Origin of the sequence: Catellatospora aurea (assembly GCF_042663325.1) — a bacterium.
Lineage (GTDB): Bacteria > Actinomycetota > Actinomycetes > Mycobacteriales > Micromonosporaceae > Catellatospora > Catellatospora aurea.
The window spans coordinates 1-23,559 of record NZ_JBHTAC010000036.1 but is presented as its reverse complement, the minus strand read 5'-3'; the positions used below and the strand labels follow the sequence as shown (position 1 = coordinate 23,559).

The 23,559-nt window shown below is 73.6% G+C and carries 19 protein-coding genes; 9 read left to right on the top strand and 10 right to left on the bottom strand.

Annotated elements, in window-relative coordinates:
• Positions 1-36: 36 nt before the first annotated feature.
• The 3 genes from ACFQO7_RS27415 to ACFQO7_RS27405 are packed head-to-tail and all read right to left on the bottom strand — an operon-like array spanning position 37 to position 4,354.
• The gene (locus ACFQO7_RS27415; RefSeq protein WP_376809074.1) at positions 37-1,305 is read right to left on the bottom strand and encodes an ABC transporter substrate-binding protein; all 1,269 of its coding nucleotides are present in this window, start codon (positions 1,303-1,305) and stop codon (positions 37-39) included.
• Between the two features lie 26 nt (positions 1,306-1,331).
• The gene (locus ACFQO7_RS27410; RefSeq protein ID WP_376809073.1) at positions 1,332-3,347 is read right to left on the bottom strand and encodes a DUF2264 domain-containing protein; all 2,016 of its coding nucleotides are present in this window, start codon (positions 3,345-3,347) and stop codon (positions 1,332-1,334) included.
• A complete protein-coding gene (locus tag ACFQO7_RS27405; protein ID WP_376809072.1) occupies positions 3,344-4,354 on the bottom strand; it encodes a hydroxyacid dehydrogenase in 1,011 nt (336 codons plus the stop codon). Before ACFQO7_RS27405 ends, ACFQO7_RS27410 begins: the two co-directional genes overlap by 4 nt.
• Before the next feature lie 331 nt (positions 4,355-4,685).
• On the opposite strand from ACFQO7_RS27405, the gene ACFQO7_RS27400 reads away from it, so the two are divergent.
• The 4 genes from ACFQO7_RS27400 (at position 4,686) to ACFQO7_RS27385 (ending at position 11,009) form a co-directional block, all read left to right on the top strand.
• Positions 4,686-5,813: a substrate-binding domain-containing protein gene (locus tag ACFQO7_RS27400; RefSeq protein ID WP_376809071.1), complete on the top strand. Its 1,128-nt coding sequence runs from the start codon at positions 4,686-4,688 to the stop codon at positions 5,811-5,813.
• 1 nt (position 5,814) lies between these two features.
• A complete protein-coding gene (locus ACFQO7_RS27395; RefSeq protein ID WP_376809070.1) occupies positions 5,815-7,482 on the top strand; it encodes a heparinase II/III family protein in 1,668 nt (555 codons plus the stop codon).
• Between the two features lie 109 nt (positions 7,483-7,591).
• Complete coding sequence (locus tag ACFQO7_RS27390) at positions 7,592-9,493, top strand: FAD-dependent oxidoreductase (protein ID WP_376809069.1); 1,902 nt, start codon at positions 7,592-7,594, stop codon at positions 9,491-9,493.
• A gap of 118 nt (positions 9,494-9,611) precedes the next feature.
• Positions 9,612-11,009 (top strand): carboxylesterase family protein, encoded by a 1,398-nt coding sequence (locus tag ACFQO7_RS27385; RefSeq protein WP_376809068.1) that lies wholly within the window; start codon positions 9,612-9,614, stop codon positions 11,007-11,009.
• Between the two features lie 4 nt (positions 11,010-11,013).
• On the opposite strand, the gene ACFQO7_RS27380 is transcribed toward ACFQO7_RS27385, so the two are convergent.
• The 4 genes from ACFQO7_RS27380 to ACFQO7_RS27365 form a co-directional block, all read right to left on the bottom strand.
• A complete protein-coding gene (locus ACFQO7_RS27380) occupies positions 11,014-11,655 on the bottom strand; it encodes a M23 family metallopeptidase (protein ID WP_376809067.1) in 642 nt (213 codons plus the stop codon).
• Between the two features lie 447 nt (positions 11,656-12,102).
• A complete protein-coding gene (locus ACFQO7_RS27375; RefSeq protein ID WP_376809066.1) occupies positions 12,103-12,570 on the bottom strand; it encodes a hypothetical protein in 468 nt (155 codons plus the stop codon).
• 99 nt (positions 12,571-12,669) lie between these two features.
• Positions 12,670-13,317, bottom strand: coding sequence for a response regulator transcription factor (locus ACFQO7_RS27370; protein ID WP_376809065.1), 648 nt, complete (start codon positions 13,315-13,317; stop codon positions 12,670-12,672).
• Positions 13,314-14,579 carry a sensor histidine kinase gene (locus tag ACFQO7_RS27365; RefSeq protein WP_376809064.1) on the bottom strand — a complete coding sequence of 422 codons (1,266 nt, stop codon included), beginning with the start codon at positions 14,577-14,579 and terminating at the stop codon, positions 13,314-13,316. Before ACFQO7_RS27365 ends, ACFQO7_RS27370 begins: the two co-directional genes overlap by 4 nt.
• Positions 14,580-14,723: 144 nt before the next feature.
• Here ACFQO7_RS27365 and ACFQO7_RS27360 point away from each other — a divergent pair, with 144 nt between their 5' ends.
• The 3 genes from ACFQO7_RS27360 to ACFQO7_RS27350 all read left to right on the top strand — a co-directional run bounded on the left by ACFQO7_RS27360 (position 14,724) and on the right by ACFQO7_RS27350 (position 16,478).
• Positions 14,724-15,110, top strand: a complete 387-nt coding sequence (locus tag ACFQO7_RS27360; protein ID WP_376809063.1) for a VOC family protein — start codon at positions 14,724-14,726, stop codon at positions 15,108-15,110.
• 67 nt (positions 15,111-15,177) lie between these two features.
• On the top strand, positions 15,178-15,588 hold the full coding sequence (locus tag ACFQO7_RS27355) for a PadR family transcriptional regulator (protein WP_376809062.1): 411 nt from the start codon (positions 15,178-15,180) through the stop codon (positions 15,586-15,588).
• Entirely contained in the window at positions 15,588-16,478 is an 891-nt protein-coding gene (locus ACFQO7_RS27350; RefSeq protein WP_376809061.1) for a permease prefix domain 1-containing protein, read from the top strand. Before ACFQO7_RS27355 ends, ACFQO7_RS27350 begins: the two co-directional genes overlap by 1 nt.
• Before the next feature lie 45 nt (positions 16,479-16,523).
• Here the strand turns inward: ACFQO7_RS27350 and ACFQO7_RS27345 are convergent, their stop codons facing one another.
• The 3 genes from ACFQO7_RS27345 to ACFQO7_RS27335 form a co-directional block, all read right to left on the bottom strand.
• A complete protein-coding gene (locus tag ACFQO7_RS27345) occupies positions 16,524-17,990 on the bottom strand; it encodes a GTP-binding protein (RefSeq protein ID WP_376809060.1) in 1,467 nt (488 codons plus the stop codon).
• Positions 17,987-19,786, bottom strand: a complete 1,800-nt coding sequence (locus ACFQO7_RS27340) for a dynamin family protein (RefSeq protein ID WP_376809059.1) — start codon at positions 19,784-19,786, stop codon at positions 17,987-17,989. The genes ACFQO7_RS27345 and ACFQO7_RS27340 overlap by 4 nt, the downstream gene beginning before the upstream one ends.
• Before the next feature lie 100 nt (positions 19,787-19,886).
• On the bottom strand, positions 19,887-20,771 hold the full coding sequence (locus ACFQO7_RS27335; RefSeq protein ID WP_376809058.1) for an IniB N-terminal domain-containing protein: 885 nt from the start codon (positions 20,769-20,771) through the stop codon (positions 19,887-19,889).
• A gap of 289 nt (positions 20,772-21,060) precedes the next feature.
• Between ACFQO7_RS27335 and ACFQO7_RS27330 the strand changes: the two genes are divergently transcribed.
• Both ACFQO7_RS27330 and ACFQO7_RS27325 read left to right on the top strand, forming a co-directional pair.
• Positions 21,061-22,377 (top strand): Hsp70 family protein, encoded by a 1,317-nt coding sequence (locus ACFQO7_RS27330; RefSeq protein WP_376809057.1) that lies wholly within the window; start codon positions 21,061-21,063, stop codon positions 22,375-22,377.
• A gap of 9 nt (positions 22,378-22,386) precedes the next feature.
• The coding region (locus ACFQO7_RS27325; RefSeq protein ID WP_376809056.1) for a hypothetical protein at positions 22,387-23,559 on the top strand (1,173 nt) is incomplete at its 3' end.

Sequence of the window (23,559 nt, the reverse complement as noted above, 5' to 3'; positions counted from 1 at the left end):
CGGGGACGGCCGGCCGGCCGTCCCCGCGTGCCTTCGTCAGTTGACCTCGTTCTTGACGCGGGTCTCCATCTCCTTGATCGCGTCGTCGATCGACTTCTGCTTGGTCATGATCAGCTGGTGTTCCTCGTTGAGGATGGTGTCGACCTTGGCGGTCTTGTCGCTGACCGGCATCTCAGGGTTGATCTTGTCGGGGGTGAAGGCCTTCTTCGACAGCTCGTCGGTGGGCATGCCCGGCAGCGCGAAGTACTGCGAGCGGATCTCGTCGCTGGAGTATGCCGGGACCACGCCGATGCCGGCGATCGCCTTGGCGCCCGCGGCCGACGCCGCGAACTGGACGAACTTCTCCGCCGCCGCGGCGTGCTTGGCCTTCTTGTTCACCGCGAACGCGGTCGGCGCGCCGAACGTGGTGATCCCGGCCGAGCCGGTGCGCTGCGGCAGGGGCGCGATGGCCCAGTCGGCGTCGGTGGTGCCCTTCTTCTTCTCCGACAGCACCTTGGCGATGTACCAGGTGCCCATCGGCAGCATCGCGGTCTTGCCGGACTCGAACATCGAGGCGTAGCCGGTCTTCTGGGTGACCGCGGTGCCGAAGTCGAGCGTGGCCCCGGCCTCCTGCAGCGCCAGCGCGGTCTTGTACTGGTCGGCGAAGAACTTGTAGTCGCCGCCGAGCTGGTCGCCGCCGGTCTGCGCGGCGGAGATCGCCTGCACGATCGAGCGCCAGGTGTGCTGGTAGGCGCCGTAGACCTTCTTCTCGCCGGTGCCCGTGGTGAGCTTCTTGGCCAGCTCGACGTACTGGTCCCAGGTCAGGTTCGTCGGGTAGGGCTGGCCGGCGGCGTCGAACATCTTCTTGTTGTAGTACAGGACCCAGAAGTCCTGCCGGTACGGCAGCGCGTAGTACTTGTCGCCGTCCTGCTTGTACTGGTCCAGCCCGGCGAGCTTGCCGGCGTCGGCCGAGGTCGCCAGCGAGCTGACGTCCTTGAGCTGGCCGCGGCCGGCGAAGCGCACGTAGTCGGCCAGCGTCTTCATGGTGATGACGTCGGTGGTGTCGCCGCCGGCGAGCATCGTGGTGACCTTGGTCGGGTAGTCGGCGGCGAGGATGTCGACGGGCTTGATGGTGATGTCGGGGTTCGCCTGGTGGAAGGCGTCGAACAGGGTCTGGAACTCGGGCGTGGAGGCGAGGCTCCACACCGCGACGGTCAGCTCTACGGGGCCGCTCTCGGTGCTGTCGTCACCGGAGCCGCACGCGGTCAGCGGCAGCGCGACTGCCATCGCCAGACCGACCGCTGCCAGCATCTTCCTTCTTTTCACGAACGTTCCTTCCTAAGGACGGCCGCTCACGCGGCGGAGGATCTGTTCTGTGCGTGGTGGTGCGGGCCGGTCGGCGGCACGGGCAGCGCCGCCGTCGTGGTGGCCTGGTCGGGCCAGGTGACCCGGACGACCGGCGCGTCCTCGGGTCCCGAAATCTGTGCCAGCGGCCACCGGTCGCCGCCGTTGAGGGCGAACGCCGCGACGTGCCAGGCCGCCTGACCCGGTCTGGTCTGCAGCCAGGGAATGGCGGTGTGCTCGGCGAGCGGGGTGGCGTCGTGCACGGTGTGCACGCCGGCGACGTCGAGTCCGTGCAGGCCGACGGCGGTCGAGGTGAGCGTCGTGCCGACGGCTTCGACGACGGGCCGGTCGGGTGTTTCGGAAGCAGCCGAGGAAAGGCCGGGCCGGGCCGCCGGGCCGGCGGAGCTCGACCGGTCGTCGGCGGCCGCCGGGACCGGCCAGCCGCCGACCCGCAGTGCCGTGACCTGCTCCCAGCCGGGCGCACCGGCCGGGTCGAGGTGGATCAGTCGCACCTCCCACGCGCCCCGTACCACCGACACCGTGGTGACGGTGGCGGCGTCGAGGGCGTCGCCCGGGTAGCCGGAGCCGTGGTCGGGGGCGTCGCGGTCGGGCTTGACCCAGTGGCAGCGGGCTCGCGAGGCCAGCACCGCCGCGCCGTCCAGCTCCCGTACGTCGAGGGTGGTGAAGCCGCTGCGGTGGGTCGCCTCGCCGTGCGCGTCGAGCAGCACCACGGACTGGTCCAGCGGGGAGTCCCAGCCGTCGTCGTCCATCGCGGGCGCGGTCGCGGTCGAGTAGCCGAGCCGGGCGTACAGCGGTGAGTCGGTGCTGCGGTCGCCGGGGCGGGCGTGGTCGGTGCCGTGGTTGTAGACGCGGACGACCCCGTCGGCTGCCGTCGCCGACAGCGCCCAGCCGGGGGCGGTGATGACGGCGAGCTGGTCGGCCTGCTCGACGGGCAGCGGCTGCTCGACGGCGGTCCACACCGGATGTTCGGCGGGCAGGGCGAGGCCGAGCAGGCCCTTGGACGCCCAGTAGGGCGAGCCGGGCCCGGAGTAGCGCTGGGCGATGCGCCGCCACGGGTGGAACCAGCCCAGGGTGAGCAGACCGTCCTCGTCGGGTGCGCCGCGGTCGGCGAAGTGCTTGACGATCCCCGACGCGGCCCGGCGCAGCAGTCCGGGTGGCAGCGCTTCGGTGCCGGCGATCGCGCCGGCCCAGAACGGGGCGGCGGCCGCGAAGCGGTAGGCCAGGCTGCGGCCCTGGATCAGCGGCGAGCCGTCCGCGCCGACCAGGCGGACCGCGTCGAGCAGGTAGCGGTCCAGGCGGCGGGTGTACTCGGGCAGCAGCGGCGCGGCCTGCGCCTGCGCGCCGGTCATCCGGCTCCACAGGATCGGGTACAGGTGCAGGGCCCAGCCCGCGTAGTGGTCGTAGCTGCGTTCGCTTCCGTCGCAGTACCAGCCGCCGTCGCGGGCGAACGACTCGTGCCGGGCGAGGTCGGCGGCCATGTCGTCGGGTGACCAGGGGCCGCCGACGGAGGCGAGGAACTGCTCGACGACGATGCGGAACCAGACCCAGTTCGTCTGCGGGTAGGTGTGGTCGCCGACGACCTGGGCGAGGTAGTCCACGGTCCGGGCCTGTACCCCGGGGTCGAGGTTGTCCCACAGCCAGGGGCGGGTGAGGTCGAGGATCAGCGCGATCGACGCCGCCTCCACCTTGGCCTGGCCGTGCTCGCGCGGGGTCACCCAGCGTTCGGGCGAGTGCGGGTCGGTGCCCGCGGCGATGCCCTGTGCGTAGCGTTCGAGCAGGTTGCCGGGGTCGCGGCCGTGTTCGCCGGCGATGCGGAACCCGGCGAGCAGGAACGTGCGGGCGAAGCCTTCGAGGCCGTCGACGGCGGTGCCGTAGCCGCCGGGCGCGCCGGGCGGGGTGATCCGCGCGCCGGTCGGCGAGGCGTGCCGCCAGGCGGCGGCGAGCAGCTGGTCGGCCAGCGCCGCCCATTCGGTCCGGGTCCAACCGGTGTACGGGGAGATCATGCGATCACTTCCATCGCTTCGCTGGTGACGGCGTCGATCGGGGGGCGGCCGTGGACGAAGTGGTCGAGTTCGTCGAGGGCCTGGGCGCTCAGGCGGCGGGTCTCCGAGCCGAGCGACCCGGCGATGTGCGGGGTGATCATGACGTTCGGCAGTTGGGCCAGCAGCGATCCGGCGGGCAGCGGCTCGGGGTCGGTGACGTCGAGGATGGCGTTGAGCCGGCCGGTGGCGCATTCGCGTTCCAGCGCGGCGGTGTCGAGCACGGCGCCGCGGGCGGTGTTGATGACCGTGGCGCCGTCGGGCAGCAGGGCCAGCTCCCGGGCCCCGATGGCGTGCCGGGTCTGCGGCAGTTCGGGCAGGTGCAGCGAGACGATGTCGGCCTTGGTCAGCAGCTCGTCGAGGTCGACGAGGCGGCCCCCGGCGGCGGCGACGGCGGCCGGGTCGGCGTACGGGTCGGTGACGAGCACCTGTGCGGTGTCGAGGGTGCGCAGCCGTTCGAGCACGCGCCGGCCGATGCGGGAGAAGCCGACGATGCCGATGGTGCGTCCGTAGTTGGACAGGTCCTCGCGGTGGTGCACGGCGTCCCAGTTCGCCGGGCGCAGCCGGGACTCGGCGGCCAGCACGTGGGCCTTCTTGCCCGCGAACACGATCGCGGCGAGGGTGTACTCGGCGACCGGGGTGGCGTTGGCCTCGGCGGCGCTGGTGATCAGGATGCCGCGCCGCCAGAGCTCGTCGGAGACGAGGTTGCGCACGCTGCCGGCGCAGTGCAGCACGGCCCGCAGCCGGGGTGCGGCGGCCAGCCGGTCGGCGGTGAGCCGGGGTGCGCCCCAGGAGGTGAGCAGCACCTCGGTGTCGGCCAGGCGGGCGCGCACGCGCGGGTCGTCGAGGTCGTCGGTCCAGATCGGATCGCCGAGGTCGGCGAGTGCCCGCAGCCGTTGCAGCTCCTGGGGCCCGAATTGGAGCCGGAACGGTTCGGGCCCCATCACGAGCAGTGCCTGCGGACGGTACATGCGGTGGCCTCTCCCCAGGTTCCCCAGCGTTGCTGATATGTTTGTTTATGTTCATTCGAACAGTGCGATGAGTAGACCAGCCCGGAAACTGCACGACAAGGGCCCGTTACGAAGCTGTAACACGGAACGCGTAGACCTGCGCTTTTCTTTGTGAACGAATATGTTCGTTTCGAGGGCGAGGGAAGGGGACGACGGTGCGAGCAGACCGCCGCCGGTACCCGTCCGGGCCGGTCAGGTCCGTCCGGACGGCGGCATGCCGCGTGCCGTGCCACCGCCCGCGTCCGTGCACAATCGAGCCCGACGTGCGCGACACCACCGTGGAGGCCCAGCCGTGACCCTGTCCGAGCCCCCGCTGCTGCCGGACCAGCGCCGCGAACGGCTCCTGGCCGACCTGCACACCCACGGCACGCTGCGGGTCAGCGAGATCGCCCGCGCGCTGGGCGTCACCACGGTCACCGTGCGCCGCGACATCGCCCAGCTCGCCGACGAGGGCGCGATCGAGCGGGTCCACGGTGGCATCCGGCTGCCCCGCGGCGGCGAGGGCCAGCCGCAGTTCAGCGTCGCCGTCGAGGAGCCGGGCCGCTCGACGAGCGCCGACGAGGCGTCCCTGCCCGCCGTCGGCATGGTCGTGCCGTCGCTGGACTACTACTGGCCGGAGATCGTGCGCGGTGCCCGCGACGCCGCCCCCGACGCGGGGGTGCGCATCGTGCTGCGCGGATCGTCCTACGACGACGTCGCCGACGTACGCCGGCAGACCGCCTGGCTGCTGGAGACCGCCGGCATCCAGGGCCTGCTCATCGCGCCGCCCACCATCGGCGACGAGGCCGCGCGGCTCATCGACTGGCTGGCCGGGCTCGACATCCCCGTGGTGTTCCTCGAACGCACCGCCACCGTCGGCCTGTATCAGGAGCACGTCGAGTCCGTGTCCACCGACCACGCGTTCGGCGCGAGCCTGGCCGTGCGGCACCTGGCCGCGCGCGGCCACCGCCGGGTCGGCTTCCTGGCCTCGGCCAGCAGCCCGCACACTCCGGCGGTGCGGCGCGGCTGGCAGCAGACCGTCACCGCGATCGGGCTCGACCCCGACGCCCCCGAGCTGATCAGCCCCGACCACCGCGACCCGCGCTGGGACGACGAGATCGAGCGCGGCATCGACGCCTGGCGGGCCACCGGCACGACCGCGCTGCTGGCGCACTCCGACCGGGAGGCGATCTCGCTGGTCGCCCGCTGCGAGGAGCGCGGCATCCGGGTCCCGGACGACCTGGCCGTGGTCGCGTTCGACGACGAGGTCGCGGGCCTGGCCAACCCGGCCCTGAGCGCGGTCCGGCCGGCGAAGTACACCATCGGGGAGAGCGCGATGCAGCTGCTGTCCAAACGCCTGCAGGACCCGGCGCGGCCCGTGCACCGGGTGCTGATCAGCCCGCAACTGATCGTGCGCGACTCCAGCGGCCCGCGCGGCTGACGTGACCGGCAGCGCCTTCCCCCGCCCGGCGGGCGAGCTGACCTCGCTGCTGCGCGACATCCGCGCCGCGGCCGCCGACGACACGATGCCCGAACTGGGCTACCGCGCCTACCGCGACTACTTCGACACCGGCAACCGGCTGCGCTACGAGCGGCACTACTTCCGCCGCCGCGCCCGCCTGGCCGCCCGCGCCGCCCAGGCGCTGCTCGACCCGGACACCGACCTCGGGCCGCTGTCGGACACCCTGTGGTCGGTCTGCGACGAGTACACCTGGGCGCTGCCCGCGCACGTGCGACACAGCGCCGACCAGGACCGCGGCCCCGAGCAGTGCCTGGACCTGTTCGCCGCGGAGACCGCGCACACCCTCGCCGAGACCGTGGCCGCCCTGGACGGCCGCCTCGACCGGCGCGTCGCCGACCGGGTCCGCGGCGAAGTGGAGCGCCGCGTCTTCGTGCCCTTCACCGACCCCCGGCCGCTGAACTGGGAGGGCTACCGCAACAACTGGGAGGCGGTGTGCGCGGGCGCGGCCGGTATGGCGGCCCTGGCACTGCTGCGCGACTCCCCCACCGACGCGGACCGGCTGGCCGCGATGCTCGGCCGCAGCCGCGCGGCCATGGACCGCTACCTGGCCGGGTTCGGCGGCGACGGCGGCTGCGCCGAAGGCGTGGACTACTGGGTCTACGGCTTCGGCTACTTCGTGTACTTCGCCGAGGCGCTGCGCGAGCACACCGGCAAGGACCTGCTGGCCGGCCCGAAGGTCGCCGAGATCGCGGCGTTCCCGCACCGGGTGGCGCTGGGCGCGGGCGCGTACGCCCCGTTCTCGGACGCCTCGGAGCGGCCATGGCTGCCCGCGGGGCTGCTCACACGGCTGGCCGAACGGTTCGGCACACCTGCCGCGCGGGTCGTGCCGTCGTTGCACGACGACCACTGCTACCGGTGGGGGCACCTGTCGCGCACCCTCGCCTGGTTCCGGCCCGGTCCGCCCGCGACCGCGGTCGAGGCGACGAGTTTCCTGCCCGACCTGGCCTGGGTCGTCAGCCGGGGCCGGTTCGCGTTCGCGGCCAAGGGCGGCCACAACGACGAGCCGCACAACCACAACGACCTGGGCCATTTCGTACTGCACACCGGTGGCCGCAGCGTGCTGGACGACCTCGGCGCGGGCGAATACACCGCCGGCTACTTCGGTCCCGGCCGCTACGAGCACCTGCACCCGTCGGCGCGCGGGCACTCCGTTCCCGTCATCGACGGGCAGGTCCAGCTGCCGGGCGCGGACCGGACGGCGAAGGTGCTGCGCTACCGCGACGACGGGCAGACGGTCAACTTCGACCTCGACCTCACCGCGGCGTACCAGGTGGCAGGCCTGTGGTCGCTGGTCCGGCGCTTCCGGTGGTGGCCGGACGGCCGTCTCGAACTCGTCGACGAGATCGACGCCGACCGGGAGCTGCCCGTCGAGGAGGTCTTCGTCAGCCGCGTGGAGCCGACGCTGTCGGCCGGCGCGGCGGACTGGGGCGGACTGGTCAGGCTCGGGCACGAATGCCCGCGGGCCTCGGTGGAGGAGGTGACCGCCGCCGACCACCATGCGCGGCCGGACCGGGTGTACCGGCTGAGCTGCAGGACCACGGCACCGGCCGGCCGGAGTGTCCATCGGTTCGTGTTCGACCTCGGGTGATCGACGCCGGCGGCGCGCACCTGGTGTCCGTCATGCGACCCTTCCCCTGCCGACCGGATTCCCTGACAATCGCCCTATGTCGGATCAAATCGGTCACCATCTGCCACGCGTGCTCGTGATCGGGGCCGGAATCTCCGGGCTCGCGGCGGCACGGGCACTGCACGGGCTCGGCCATCCTGTCACCGTCCTGGAGGCCCGCGACCGTGTCGGCGGGCGCATCTGGACCGACGCCGACGGCGTCGACCTCGGCGCGCACTGGATCCACGGCACCGAAGGCAACCCGATCACCGAGCTGGTCGAGCGGCTGGAGATCCCCTACAGCTACGTCGGCGGCGACAGCTCCTACACCGGCGGTTTCGACAACCTGGACCTGTTCGGCCCCGATCGGCGGATCACCAGCCAGGCCGCGAAGAACCGCACCCTGGAGCTCGCCGACGGCGTGCTGCACGACCTCGAACAGCGCGCCGACCACGCCCGCAGGCACGGGCACCCGGACGTCTCGCTCGCCGAGGCCATCGGGCAGATCCTCGCCTCCCGCGGCTTGAGCCCCGATGACGAGCACGCGGTGCGCTACCACCTCAACGTCGTGCTGCGCGAGGACGTCGCCGAGGACGCCGACCGGCTGTCGCTGAAATTCTGGGAGGACGGCTACCTGGTCTACGGCCACGGCGACAGCGTCCTGCACCACGGCTACCAGTCGGTCGTGGACGCGCTCGCCGACGGCCTGGACATCCGGCGCGACCACGTCGTGACCCGGGTCGAGACCGGCGCGGCAAGCGTGCGGGTCGTCACCGGACTGGGTGACTTCACGGCGGACAAGGTGCTGGTGACCCTGCCGCTCGGCGTCCTCAAGGCCGGGGCCGTGGTCTTCGACCCGCCGCTGCCCGAGGCGAAGCGGTCGGCGATCGCCCGGCTGGGCTTCGGCACCCTCAACAAGATCGCACTGCATTTCGCCGAGCCGTTCTGGCCGCAGGAGCAGTACGCGTTCGGCTACCTGTGCCGCGACACCGACCGCCACCCCACCGTCGTGATCAGCATGTGGAAGTCGCACGGAAAACCCGTGCTGGTGATGCTGCTCGGCGGCTCGCTCGGCCGCGACCTGGAGACCTGGCCCGACGAGCAGGTCGCCGACTACAGCGCCACCGTCGTGCGGGACCTGTTCGGCCCCGACGCGCCCGCCCCCGAGCACGTCTCCCGCACCGGCTGGTCGGCCGACCCGTTCGCCCGCGGCTCGTACGCGTGCATAGGCGTCGACGCGTCCCCGAAGGACCTCGGTGTGCTCGCCGAACCGGTCGGCGAGCAGCTGTTCTTCGCCGGTGAGGCCACCAACGGTTACCACTGGGGCTGCGTGCACAGCGCCTACGAGTCGGGCCTGCGGGAAGCCGCCCGGATCAGCGGCGACGCGTCCCTCTACACCGCGCCGAGCGCCGAGACCCCGCGCCGCCAGCGCCGCGACATCGACCGCATGAAGCGGTTCGCGCGCATGCGCATGAGCCACCTGCCCAACCACGACCTGAAAGAGCGGGTGGCTTGCCTGCGCGACGGCGTCGACCCGTACGGCGTGCGGCTGTTCGCGCCGCTGGTCGACGCCGAACTGGAGACGCTGGCCTCGATGTTCGACGAGCTGTCCTTCGCCCCGGGCGAGGCCGTGTGCCGCGAGGACGACGCCGCCCACGGGGTCTACCTGATCGCCGCCGGACAGGTCGAGGTCGACTTCGGCGGCGTGTACGAACGCGCGACGATGGCCCGCGGGGCCCTGCTGGGCGGTCACGACCTGTTCTTCAGCGCCCGCACCGCCACCGTCACGGCCGTCGGCGACGTCGAGGTGTACTACCTGGACCACTACCGGTACAAGACGTTCCTCTACGCGTTCCCCGACGTCATGATGCTGATGATCTCGGATCTGGTGACCCGGTGGGAGCAACTGGAGAGCGCGCTGGGCGCGAGGGCGCTGCCGGGCGCGCAGCGGCGTGCCGCGCGGCACGACGATGAGGCGCTCGCCGCCGGCTGACCTCGCCTGCCGGTGCGGTGCATCAACGGACGTCTCCGGCATATGGTGGCGACGTCGCGTCACGGCCCCTCCGGCCGCCGGCGCGGCGTCGACCTCCGAGCGAAAGGCCAGTTCACCAGTGCTTTCCCAGTCCCCCGCCCCCGGTGACGAAACGCGCGGCGCGACCAGCCTGGCCGCGCCGGACGTGCTGGTCACGGTCCGTGGCGGCATGCTGCGCGGCAGGCGGGAGGACGGGCTGACGGTGCTGCGCGGCGTACGGTATGCGACCGCGGCGCGGTTCTGCCCGCCGGTGCCCGAGCAGCCCTGGCCGGGCGTGCGCGACGCGATCGAGCACGGCGGGGTCAGCCCGCAGCCGCAGGCCCGGCCCGGTTCCGCCGGCGGCCGGCCCGAGATCGGCGTGCAGTCCGAGGACTGCCTCAACCTGACCATCGTCACCCCGGCCGCCGACGGAGCCCGCCGGCCGGTGATCGTCTGGCTGCACGGCGGCTCGTACCGGTCCGGCGCGGGCTCCTGGGACCGCTACCGCACCGACGGGCTCGCCCGGGAGGGCGACGTGGTCGTGGTCAGCGTCACCTCCCGGCTCGGGGCGCTGGGCTACCTGGCCGCGCCGGGCGTCTCCCCCGGCAACCTGGGCCTGCTCGACCAGATCGAGGCCTTGCGCTGGGTCCGCGACAACGCCGCCGACCTGGGTGGCGACCCGGACAACGTCACGCTGGTGGGGCAGTCATCGGGCGCGCACTCGATCGCCTGCCTGCTGGGTGTGGCGGCGGCCCGGCCGCTGTTCCGCCGTGTCGTGCTGCAGAGCCCGCCGCTGGGACTCGGCCTCGGCGGCGCGGCCGACACCGGCCGGCTGGGCGAGCGTTTCCTCGCCCGGCTCGGCGGCGATCCGCTGACGGCGTCGCTCGATCAGGTGCTGGCCGCCCAGCAGGCAGCTGAGCGCGACGTCTCCGGACGCGGCTTCACCCCGGCATACGGGCCGGTGGCCGGCGCGGATCCGCTGCCCGACACCGACGGCTGGCTCGCCGCGTGCCGCGCAGGTGCCGGCGATCTCGACGTGGTGCTCGGCACCACCCGCCGCGAGATGGCGTACTTCCTGGCCGGTGGCCCGCTGTCGCAGCGGGTGCCGCTGCTCGGCCGGGCCGTGGAGAACAGCCTGATCAGCGTGTTCACCTGGACGGCGTTCACCCGGCCGACGCAACGGTTCGCCAGGCTGCTGGCCGCGGCCGGGGCGCGGGTGTTCGTGTACGGCATCGACGGCGCGGCCTCGACCTCGCCGTACCGGGCCGGTCACTGCAGCGACCTGCCGTGGCTGCTGGGCGACGAAGCGGCGTGGGCGCAGGTGCCGATGCTGGCCGGGCAGCTCTGGGACGACGTGCACGAGCACGGCAGGCCGCTGCGCTCGGCGTGGCTGTCGTTCGCCGCCGGTGGGGCGGCCGCGCTGACCGCGCACGGCTGGACGCCCTACCGGGGCCGGCGCGCCGCCGTGCACCGCTTCGGCGCGGGCCGGGGTCGCTGACGGGCTACGGCTTCGTGCCGGTGCAGTTGTTGCTGGTGCGCAGGACGGTGTACTCCCGGTCGTCGTTCGTGATGCCCGACGGCGCGCCGTCGAACCAGCTCTCCACGGTCTGCAGGCCGCGGCGCTGCTCGTAGTGCAGGTGCGCCGCGCCGGAGTCGCCGGTGCTGCCGACCTTGCCGATCTGCCGGCCCTGCTCGACGTCCTGGCCCTCTTCCACCATCGGCGGTTCGAGCAGGTGCATGTACACCGTCGTCCACCGGCCACCGTGGTCGATCTTCACCCAGTAGCCGCCGCCGCTGCCCCGGGGGCCCTGCGGATTCTTCTGCGTACGCCCGCCCAGCTCGCCGTTGATCCCCGCCTCGACGACCGTGCCGCCGTAGGACGCCAGCACCGGCCGCCCCCAGGACTGCCCGGACATCGGGAACATGTCCACGTCGTCCGCGCCGTGGCCGGGATAGGTGCCCAGCTGCCACTTCTCGCCGCACGCGACGGGCAACTGGAACAGCGGGCGGGGCCCGGCCGGCCACAGCCACAGTGCCGCGCCGGCCACGACGGCGATCGCCGCGACGATGCCGAGCGTGCGCAGCACGCGGGTACGTCGGCGGCTGCCGCGATGGCGTTTGCTGCTGCGGTACACGGTCGGCACGGACCGAGCATGCCAGGCCGTGGCAAGGCCGTGTGCCCGGTCCCGGCCTGCCGGGCCGGGCCGATCCGCCCGCATCGATGCCACGTGAGGGCGCGGCGGTGGTGGCGTTGAAGACCGTCTGGTCGTTGTCGCGCATGACGTACCGCCAGTCCTGGCCCCAGTTCGGCGCGTCGACCATCAGCAGGTACATGCCGGCCGCGGGCCTCGGTGAGCAGCCTGGACAGTTTGCACAGGGTCGGCTTACGTCCGGTCTTCTGCTGGTGGACGGCCTCGTTCCAGAGGAACCGGCAGCGTCCCCACTCCGACAGCAGCGCCGCCTGCACCTGGTGGCTGGGCCGCAGGCGGTAGGCGGTAGGCGGTAGGCGCCGTCTCGACCACGCGTACGACCACATGCGAGGGCGGTCCCGGGAGCAACTGCTCGCTCCCGGGACCGCGCCTGTTGGCTAGTCAGCCTCGGGTGACGATCACGTCGACCGTGAACGCGCCGTTGCCGTTGCCCGGCTTGTCGTCGTTGATGCGCAGGTAGAGCGGGCTACCGGTGCCGGCGTAGGTGAACGCCAGACCCGTGCCGGCGTACCGGTAGTTGCCGTTGGTCTTGGCCAGCAGCGAGTAGACGCGGGCGCTGGCCATCGGGAACTTGGTGTCGTTGGCGATGTTCGTCCAGCCCTGCGGGCCGTTGTCACCGGTGAACCAGACCCCGGCCCAGATCAGCCCGGAGGCGTTGATCTGCACGCGGTCGCCGTTGAGCAGCGCGCAGCCGGTGTTGACGTCCCAGGACGCCTCGGCGACCTGGATGGTCTCGTCGCAGACGACCGACGCCGTGGCCGCGGCGTGCGCGGGCGTCACGCCGACCAGCGCGCCGCCGACCACTGCCGTCACGAGCGCGAGCCGGGTCAGTACGGTTCGGACGTTCATGTCCTTCTCCTTGGTTCGGTGCCGTTTGATGTGATCGACACTAGAAATCCGCAGGTCGCGACACATCAGTGCAGGCACCTAATCGGAGTCGGGCAGCCGTCAGGACGACAGGAACGTCAGCACCGCGAGCACCCGCCGGTGGGTCTCCGGCTCGTCGGCGAGGCCGAGTTTGGCCAGCACACTGCGTACGTGGGCTTCGACGGTGCGTTCTGCCAGGTGCAGGTCGGCGGCGACCCCGGCGTTGGACCGCCCGGCGGCCATCCGGGCCAGGATCTCGCGCTCGCGCGGTGACAGCACACCGATGCCGTCGGCCGCGCGGGGGCGCCGCAGCAGCCGGTCCACCACGATCGGGTCGATCGCCGTGCCCGCCGCGGCGACCTCGTGCACGTCGGCGGCGAACGCGGCGATGTCGGTGATCCGGTCTTTGAGCAGGTAGCCGATGCCGCCGCCGGGCTGCTGCAGCACGGCCAGGGCTTCGCGGTGCTCCAGGTGCTGCGACAGCAGCAGCACCCCGACGCCGGGGTGATGGCGGCGCACGGCCAGCGCCGCCCGTACGCCCTCGACGGTGAAGGTGGGCGGCATGCGGATGTCGACGATCGCGACGTCGGGCCGGTGCTCGGCCACGGCCGCCAGCAGTTGCTCGCCGTCGCCGACGTCGGCGGCCACGGTGACCCCGTGCCGTTCCAGCAGCAGCTTCAGCCCGCTGCGCAGCAGCACCGAGTCGTCGGCCAGCACCGCGGTGGTCATACCGCCACCAGCGGCAGCACGGCGCGCACCGCGGTGCCGCGGCCGCGGACGCTGGACACCCGGAACGTCCCGCCGCACGACTCGACGCGTTCGCGCAGGCCGTGCAGCCCCCCGCCGGGCACCGGCTGGGCGCCCCCGATCCCGTCGTCGTGGACGGTCACCGCCACCCGGTCGCCCTCGGTCGCGAGGGTGACCGTGACCCGGCCCGCCCGCGCGTGTTTGGCACTGTTCGCGACGGCCTCCATGGTGACGAAGTAGGCGGTGGTCGCGACGGGTTCGGGCAGGGTGACGTGCCCGACGCGGTCGTCGACGGCCACCGGGATCCCGGCGCGCTCGGCGATGGCGGCCACCGCACCGGACAGCCCGTGGCACACCAGCGCGGCCGGGTTCATGCCGCGGACCAGGTCGCGCAGGTCGGCGATGGCGTTGTCCACCTCTGCCGCGCCCCGGGCGACCAGCGCCGGATCGTCCTGGCGCAGCATCATCGCGGCGGCGAGCAGCCGCTGCTGCACCCCGTCGTGCACGTCACGTTCGACGCGGCGGCGCTCGTGGTCGCGTGCCTGCAGCAGGCGGCGGCGTTCGGCGCGGTGGGCGCTGAGCGCGGCGCCGGCCGGGATCAGGCTCGCGCCGAGGGCGTACAGCACGGTGGGCCAGTGCCCGGGGCCGTAGGTGAGGGTGCTCAGCGCGGCGGTGCACAGCCCGTTGGCGGTGAGCGCGGCCCAGAACGGGGCGTAGGCGTGCCGGTCGTCGCGGCCGGCCCGGCGGTGGCGGACCAGGAACACAGCGGCCAGGAACACGCCGACCAAGGGATAGGTCAGGGCGCGCAGGTGCAGCAGGTTCGGGAGGCTCAACTGCCCGGCGGCCAGTGCCGCGGCGGCCAGCACCGGCCAGTAGGCGTATCCGGCGGCGGCGACCGCACGGTCCCACCGTCCGCGCAGGCGGCCGGACGTCACGACCAGGCCCGCGTGCAGGTGCATCGGGTCGTGCAGCACGCTCAGCATCAGCCCGCCCGCGCACAGGGCGGGCAGTGCGCTGCGGCCCCAGGCGTCGAGCAGCCACACCAGGCCGGAGACGACCAGCAGCGGCCCCATCCGCGCGGCGGGCCGCTCGCGCCAGAGCCACAGCCCGACTTCGGTGTGCAGCAGACCGGCGGCGGCCAGGCAGGCCAGTTCCCACGGCGTCGTCCAGTACGCCGCCAGCAGCGGCCCGCACACCAGTGCCACCGTGGTGGCGCGCACCGGCCACCGGAGTAGATCCCCCATGGAGCAGATGCTGGTCGCGGTCGTATGCACGGTCCAGCATCAGTCGATCTGCCGACTGTCCTGACAGAGACATTCGACGATGCCGCGACGCCGTCGTCTCGGTTCACCGGTGGTCCTGGACTCCGCCGCGCGATGATCGGGGGCATGGAGGTTCTCAGCAGCCGCGTCCTGATCCGCCCGGCCGACCTGGAGTCGTCGCTGCGCTTCTACCGCGACGTGCTCGGGCTGGCGGTGTACCGCGAGTTCGGGCCGCCCGAGCACCCCGGCGTGGTGTTCTTCCTCGGCCAGGGGCTGCTGGAGGTGTCCGGCCGGTCCGACATCGGACCCGCCGGGCCGGTCCGGATCTGGCTGCAGGTGCGCGACCTGCGGGCCGAGCACGAGCGGCTCGCGGCCCTGGGCGCGACGATCGTGCGCGAGCCGCGGCGCGAGTTCTGGGGCCTCGACGAGATGTGGATCGAGGATCCGGACAGGGTGCCCATCGTGCTGGTCGAGGTGCCCCCCGACCATCCGCTGCGCCGCGACCTGCGCTGACGTGGCGACAGGCGACCTTCACATCGACTCTTCTTGCACTAGTACTTTATCTGTTACAGTACTCGACGTGCCCGAGATACCTGACAGCGATACCTTCCTGGCGAGCGACGCGTTCGCCGCCGACCTCCTGCGAGGGCATACCGACACGATCGTGTTGGCGGTCCTCAGCCAGGGCGAGAGCTACGGCTTCGAGATCTTCAAGACGATCCGCGACGCCACCGGCGGCGCTTACGAGATCAAGGAAGCGACCCTCTACGCGAGTTACCGCCGGCTGCTCAAGGACGGCCTGGTCGAGGCCTACTGGGGCGACGAGACCCAGGGCGGGCGGCGCAAGTACTACCGCATCACCGACGCCGGACGCGCCGTGTACCACGACAACGTCAACGCCTGGGAGATCACCCGAGGCCTCATCGACACCCTGCTCGAACTGGGCAAGCCCGCCCGCACGGGCATCCCCCGACCCGGAAGGCGGCCATGATGACCGACGACAGCCTGGCGATCCACCGCCTGCTCGACGAGGCGTACGCCGGAATCGAGATGACCCCCGAGGCACGCGACCTCAAGGAGGAGATGCGCGCCAACCTGGTCGCCCGCATGGCCGAACTCGAAGGATCCGGCGTCAGCGGAGCCGAGGCCGCCCGCCGCGCCATGGCGGAACTGGGCGACATCCGCGCGATCGTGACCGAGGCCGCCGCGACGCCGACCGCCGCGCCCTGGCTCGACCAGCGGGTGCGGCCACGACCGGCGTACGTCATCCGAACACTGCTGCTCTCGCTGCCGGCGGCAGCGGCGCTGGCCGTGCTCGTCTGGTCCGTGCTCGACACGGCCGTGCACGGCTGGCAGCCGCTCGCCGCCGCGGTGCTGGCACTGACCGGCGGCGTCATCGTGGCCGACGCGCTGCGGCAGGAGACCACCTCCAGCTATCCCCTGCCCGCGGCTCGCGCACTCGGCTACGGCGCGGCCGCGACACTGGGCCTGGCCGGTGCCGGATGCGTGGCGGCCGCCCGTCCCGAATGGCCGGTCGGGCTGCTGGTCGCCGCCGGGGTGCTGCTGGTCGCCTCCGCCGTCGCGTTCACCTACCTGGGCGTGACCCAGACCAACCGGCACAAGCCGTGGATGGTCCGGTTGCAGCGCGAGCACCAGGAGATGGCCGACGTGTTCGCGGGCGACCCGGCCGCCGCCGCCCGGTTCGGCATCTACACCGCGGCCATCTGGCTCGCCGCGCTCGCGGGCTTCGTGGTGCTGACCTTGACGGTCGGTTGGGCCTGGTCGTGGCTGGCCCTGCTCAGCGGCTTGCTGGCAATGCTGGTGATCATGGCGCGCACCATGTTCCGCCCGCGCGGCTCCGAGCCGCACCGCGCCGCCTAGCGGTCTCCGGCCGGGTGCTCCGGCACCCGGCCGGTCATCCTGCGGTCAGCTGCCCAGGGCGACCAGCATGCCTTCGCAGCTGCGCACGACGGCGGCGGCCGCGCGGCGCTGGTGCAGGCCAAGCCGCGGGTCCTCGGCGTGCTGCTGCCAGCGGTGCATGGCGTCGGCGGTCAGGTCCCACAGCTCGCCGCCGGACAGCTCGTGGTCGGCCCCCAGCCGCACCGCGGCGTCGGTGCCGTGGCCGCCCAGCAGCCGGTGCGCTTCCGTGCCGGCCTCGCCGGTGAAGGCGACCTGCCCGGCCCGCATCGCCGCGAGCAGCCGCAGCTCGCGGAAGTCGTGCGCGGTGGCCAGCAGTTGTTCCACCCGTGCGCGCAGGTGGACGCCGTCCTGGCCGGGCAGCCGGCGGGCGAGGCGGTCCAGGCCCGCCAGCGCGGTGCGGGCCTTGAGCACGGTGCGCCGTTCGATGAAGCAGCCGTTGACGACCTCGCGGAGTTCGGCCAGGCCGCTGCGCCGCACGAGTTCGGCGGCGAGTTCGGCGCGGGTGGCGCAGCCGGTGCGGGCCAGCGTCGTGGCCAGGCGTACGCCGTGGATGCCGAGCCGGTGCAGCAGCCGCCGCCGCAGGTCGGCGTCGACCGGCAGCGGGCTGTCGTCGCCGGCGAAGCGGTCGGCCGACAGCAGGCAGACGTCCTGGGTGTCGCGGGGCTCGCCGGCGATGGCGGCCACGGCGGTGAAGTCGGCGTCGGACAGCGTGCGCCCGGCCAGCGCGACGAGGCCGCCATAGGCGACGACGCCCGTGCACATCGCGGCCACCGCGGGGTCGCGCTGCTGGCGGCGGGCCCGCTGGCGGGCGGTGAGCAGTGCGTCGATGCGGCCGCCGCCGACCTCGTCGGCGCGGGTCAGCACGATGACCGTGTTGACGGGTGCGGCCGCCGCCACGGGGCCGTCCTGGGCGGTCTGCAGGATCTGCAGGTCGGCGCCGCGGATCTCCGGGGTCACGTAGAGGACCGCGTCGGCCTCGGCGACGGCGGGTTCACCGGCGGCGCGGTGCCCGTCCGCGGTGGAGTCGTGGCCGGGGGTGTCGACGAGGGTCAGGTGGCGCAGCGAGCGGGCGGGCCAGGCGACCCGCAGGTCGGTGATCCCCGAGCGCCGGGTGGGGCGCGGGTCCAGCCGCAGGCCGTGGACGGAGCGAGTGGTGGCGAGTTCCTGGGCCGCGCCGTCGGCGGTCCAGGCGGTGACGCGCGGGGACGGGCCGTCGGCGTACCAGGTGACGACGTCGTGGCCGTCGCCGAGCGGCAGCGGTGCGACCTGCTCGCCGACGAGGCCGTTGACCACCGTGGACTTGCCGGACCGGGCGGGCCCGACGACGGCCAGGCGCACCGGTTCCTGCAGCCGGCCGTACAGGTGGTCGAGTTCCGCGGCGGTGCGGGCGTCCTCGCCGCTGAGGTCCCAGGCTTCCTGCATCAGCTGCCGTACCGCGTCGTCGAGGGTGTCGGCGCGGGCGTGGCGGCTCATCCGCGCGTTCCCGTGGCGGCCAGGCGGCGGGCCTGCTCCTGCAGCACGGCCAGCTGTCGCATCTGCTGGTCGCGTTCGGCGACGTCGGCGTCGGCCGCCTGCTTGGCCCGGCGCAGGGATTCGACGATCTCCTGCTGGAGCTGCTCGGTGAGTGCCGTGTAGTGGTCGCGCAGCAGCCGCTGCAGCCGGCGGACCATGTCCCGGCAGTCCTTGCTGACCAGCAGGAAGAAGTCGTCGACGTGGCGCTGGGAGGCCGCCTTCACCGTGGCCTGCCGGCGTTTGAGCAGCGTGCGGCTCTCGTCCAGGACGGTCTTCGCGCCGAACAGGGCGCCCGCGCCGAGCGACACCGGGTTGATCAGCGGCAGGCCGGCCAGGCTGGTGGCGAGGCCGAAGATCAGGATTCCGCCGTACGATCCGCGCAGGCCGGTGAAGAACTTCTGGGCGTAGGTGAACCGCTCGACGTAGGGCTGCTCCATGAGCGGAACGTTCTCGGTGAGGTGGTCGCGCGAGTGCGGCGACCAGCGCGGCGCGGTGTCGACGCCGTAGCCGTAGGCGAGGAAGTGCTCGGCGACGCGCGCGCCGATGACGTCGAAGCGCTGCAGCATCCAGCCCTGGTTGGCCTCGTCGGCTTCGAGCAGGTTCTCGTCGAGCCACTGCGCGAAGGTGTCCCAGTCCGACAGCGGGTCGGCCTTGTCGAACACCTCGTCGACCTTGCGCAGGATCTTGCGGGTCCGGTCGCGCAGGTCGTATTCGAGGTCGGAGAGCAGGTCGGCCATCTCGTCGTTGAGCGTGTGCTGCCACCGTACGGAGCACCGGCGCAGCTCGTCGACGGTGCGCTGGGCCTCGTGCAGCCGCGAGATCGGGCCGGGGGCGGGCGCGGGTTGCGCCTCGGGCGCTTCGGCGCGCAGCGGCGCGGCCAGCTGCTCGATGACGGTGCGGGTGAGCTGCCCGACGGCGGCCCTGGCCAGCTCGTCGGTCTTGGCGGCGCGGTCGGCGTTGAGGCGGGCGAGCAGGGCCGGGAACCCCGATTCGGCGTTGACGGTGCTGTCGTTGCTGCCGGCGGCCCGCAGCCGCAGCTCGGCGGAGACGGGGATGACCGCCGGTCGTACGCCGATCGCGGCGAGGCGGCGGCGGGACTGCTCGGCGACGTCGCGCCACCGCGCGGACATGTCGGTCTTGGTGAGCACCAGGACGACGCGGGCGTGCGACTGCGCCAGGCGCCCGATGGTCGAGATCTCCGACGGTGACAGGTCGCTGTTGACGTCGGAGACGACCAGGACGACGTCCGCGCGGGCGAAGGCGGTCAGGGCGTCGAGCTGGGCCGGATCGAGGGCGTCCAGGCCGGGGGTGTCGATCAGCACCATGCCGCTGCCCAGCAGGGCCCGGGGCAGGGCGATCTCGACATGTGCCGTGCCGGGGTGACCGCCGAGCTTGCCGCCGACCGCCGCGGCGGCCTGGTCGACCGGCAGCGGGGTGCGGTCCGGTTCGGCGGCCGGGCCGCCGGGGCGGTAACGCGGGGTCTGCACCAGCGCGGCCGCCGGGGTGTCGGCGTGTGTGACGACGGTGGGCAGCACCGTGGTGACCTCGTCGCCGACCGGGCAGGCCGGGGCGTTGAGCAGGCCGTTGATGAGCTGGCTCTTGCCCTGTCTGGGCTCGCCGAGCACGACGACGCGCAGGCGGGGGTCCAGCAGCTGGGTGCGCTTGTGCTGCACGGACTCGACCAGGTCGGTGCGGCCGTGGGCCGCGCTCAGGCGGGCGGTTTCGTCGAGTACATCAAGCCAGATTGGTGCAATCACGGGATGGATTCTGCCGATATCAGAGGAATTATCAAGTAGTGGGCGGCCGGACCGTTCGTCGCCGTGCGGTCCGGCCGCCGGGGTGGCGTCGACCGCCGGGTCAGAGCAGCCCGTCGGCCAGCCCGAGCACGCCGGTGCCGCCGGCGTGGGCGTCGCCGCCCAGGCCGAGGTCACCGGTCACGTGGCCGACGCCGAGTGTGGAGCCGAGATCGCCGGTGACGCCGGCGGTCCCGTGCAGGGCCCCGTCGAGCAGGCCGCCGACCCCGCCAGAGCCGTCGAGCGTGCCGTCGACGCTGCCGGTCAGCCCGCCGACACCGCCGAGCACGCTGTCGAGCTCACCGGTCACCGAACCCAGCACGGGCAGGTCGCCCACGCCGTCGACGACGGAGCCGACGGTGCCGTCGACCACGCCGCCGAGCGCGCCGTCGACCGGCTGCAGCAGCCCGCCGTCGCCGCCGGCCGGGAGCAGGCCCGCGCCGGTCAGGCCAGGGACGGTCAAACCGGCGTCCAGGGTGCCGGAGACGTCGTGCTCGGAGGTCAGGCCGACGCCCCCGTCCCCGGTGCTCAGGGTGGTGTCGGCGCCGGTGCTCAGGGTGGCGGGCGTGAACAGGCTGCCGGTGACGGCGGACAGCACCGGTGCGGTGCTGACCGCGCCGAGGGTCGCGAAGTTGAGGTCGCTGTTGACCGAGTGCGTCCCGACCGGCAGCAGGTCGGCGAGCTGCTGCAGCTGGTTGACGGCGGCCGTGCCGTCGGCGGGCAGGGTGTCCAGCCCCAGGTTCTGCGCGAACTGGACCGGGCTGGTCAGGCCCTGGGCCGGCGCGAGATCGGCGACCAGCGGGATGACGTCCTGCACGTCGGCGGGGGTCAGGTCACCGAGGCCCGCCGCCTGCAGGCTGCCCTCCGGGTCCAGCTCGAACGCCGCGCGGGCCTGCGCATCCGTGATCAGTTCCAGCACGAATTCGCGCAGCGTCTGGTGTCCGTCCATGTCAGACGATCTCCTTCGGGGTGTCGGTGGTCGATCCGTGATCGGCTCCGACCGTAGGGTCCGCCGGGGCCGCCGGGCGTCGGGGACGATGCCCCGATCACCGCGGCAGGGGGCCGGGGATCATCCCCTACTCGGGCGTTAGGGGGTGGGGGGATGCCTGTTCGGTGTGAGGTGGGAAACCGTTCGGGAGGTCCGCTGTAACGAATGGGGGAGCCGGAGCGATACACACCCCGTGGGCCTGGCCGGGGCCCACCGGGGGCGGCGATCGCCCCTCGGGGGAAGGAGCCTGATGTCGTACGTCCTGGGGATCGATCTCGGCGGCACCCATCTGAGCGTCGCCAGGTCGAGCTTCGCGAACCGGACGTGGGGCCCGCCCGAGCCCGTGCGGCTCGGGCCGCAGGCGTACGCCGTGCCCGCCGTGCTCCGGGTCGCCGCCGACGGGGCGTTCACCGTCGGCGACCAGGTCGCCGAAGGGCCGATGGTCGACGGCCACCGCATCGCCCGTGGCTTCGTGCAGCGGGTCGGCGACGACGTGCCGCAGCTCGTCGCCGGGGAGCCGTGCCTGCCGCACACCCTCACCGCCGTGCTGGCCGGCTGGGCCGTCGAGCGGGCACAGGAGCAGACCGGCCGGCGGCCCGAGCACCTCGCGGTCAGCCATCCGGCGACCTGGGGCGAGCACCGCCGCGGCCTGCTCCGGCGGGCGCTGTGGGACATCGGGCTCGGCGAGGTCACCCTGCTGCCCGCACCCGTCGCCGCAGCGGCGGCCCATGCCCGGGGCGAGTCCGGCGTCCGGACACTGGCCGTGCTGGGCATGTCCGGCAACGGATTCGAGACGGCCGTGGTGCGCCGGACGCCGTCGGGGTTCGCCATGCCGAGCTGCCGCCAGGGGGCCGACCCGCTCGGCGGCGACGACTTCGACGAGGCGCTGGCCGAGCTGGTCCGGGCCCGGCTGACCCGCGAGTTCGGGCGCGGCTACCTGCAGAACCCGCAGATCCAGCTGGCACTGCTGGACCTGCAGGCGGCCTGTGCCAGGGCACGGTCGGCGTTCACCACCGCCGCCGAGACCGAGGTCCTGGTCCCGCTGCCGCTCGGGCTGACGGCGGTGCCGGTCGGCCGGGCCGCGTACGGCGAGGCGGTCCGCCCGATGCTGCTGCTGGTCGCCGACACCCTGCTGCGCACCGTGCGCGCCGCCGGGCTGGAGCCGGACCGGCTCGACGGCGTGCTGCTCACCGGTGCCGCGGCACAGCTGCCGCTGCTGCCCGAACTGCTCGGCGAGCAGCTGTCCGGCGACGTCACGGTGCACGCCGACACCCAGCCGACGGCGGCCATGGGCGCGGCGCTGGTGGCTCAGCGGCTGGTCGCCACCGCCGGGCAGCCGCAGCGTGAGGAGCCGCGACGGCACGCCGCCCACCACGCCGTCGCGGACGACGACCCGCTGCCGCCCGACACCGGCGCGTGGCACGACATCGCGCCGCCCCGCCCGCCGGTGCGCATCACCGACCTGAGCCTGCCCCGAAGGTCGTCGGCGATGTTCGCCCACGCCCGCGGCCGCGCCGCCCGGCAGGGCCGGGCCGACCAGACCGGATCATCCGTTCCCGCCCAGTAAGGAACCACCGTGCCCCGCCCGAGGACGACCCCCCACTCCCCCTACCTGCCCGGCAGCGTCCGCGACTTCCTCACCGCCGACGCACCCCCTCGGGCGTGCTTCGCCGTGCAGGCCCCCGGCGGCCACGGCAAGAGCACCGTCCTGCGGGAACTGGCCCGCGCCCACGAATCCGCCGGAGCCGTCGTCATCGACCACTGGCGAGACCGCACCACGCCGCGTACCCCCGGCAGCGTGCTGCTCGTCGACGACGCCCACGCCCTGACCGCCGACAGCCTGCACGAGCTGCGCGAACTGGTCACCGGCAACGGCTGCCGGCTGGTGGCCGCCTATCGGCCCTGGCCGCGCCCGGCAGGGCTGGCGGAGCTGGCCGACGTGCTGCGCCGGCACCGCCCGCCCCTGGTCCTCGGCCCGTACGGCGAGCAGCAGACCGCGGCGCACCTGGCGGCCGTGCTCGGCGAAGCCCCGGCGCAGACGATCGTGGGCTTCGCGCACGCGCAGACCGCCGGCGTGCCCGGCCACGTCGACCGGCTGGCCCGGGCGCTGGCCGACGCGCCCGAGCGGCGAGCCGCCGACCTGCCCGAACTGCCGCCCGCGGCGCTCGCCCCGTTCGCCGCCGATCTCGACGACGCCGGCCCCGACGTACGCCGCCGGCTGCTGGCCGCCGCGTCCGGGGTGGACCTGCCGCTGGCGCTCGCCGGCACGCTGCTCGGCCGCACCGCCGACGAGCTGGACGCGACCCACGCGGCCGCCCGCGCCGCGGGCCTGCTCGGGCCCGGCGGCCGGCTGTCGCCGCTGGTGCGGCACGCGGTCGTGGCACACAGCCCCACGGCCGAACGCGAGAGCATCTGGCAGCGCCTGGCCGAACTCCACCTGCAGCGCGGCGCGCCCGCACTCCCGGTGGTCCGGCTGCTGCGCCGGGCCGGGCTCGCCGACACCCGGCTGACCAGGGCGCTCGCGGCGGCGGCGGACGAGGTCCTGGCCGACGAGCCCGCGCTCGCGGTGGACCTGCTCGCCGCCGCCGCTGCCGCGGGCGGCCCGGCCTCACCCGCCCGGCAGGCGCGGGCGGGCGCGCTGACCGGCGACCTCGACGCCGCGCTGCGGCTGGCCGACCGGGCGCGGACCGGACCGGATCCCGCCCCACGCGCCGAGGCCGCGCTGGTCACCGCGGCGGCGCTGGCCCAC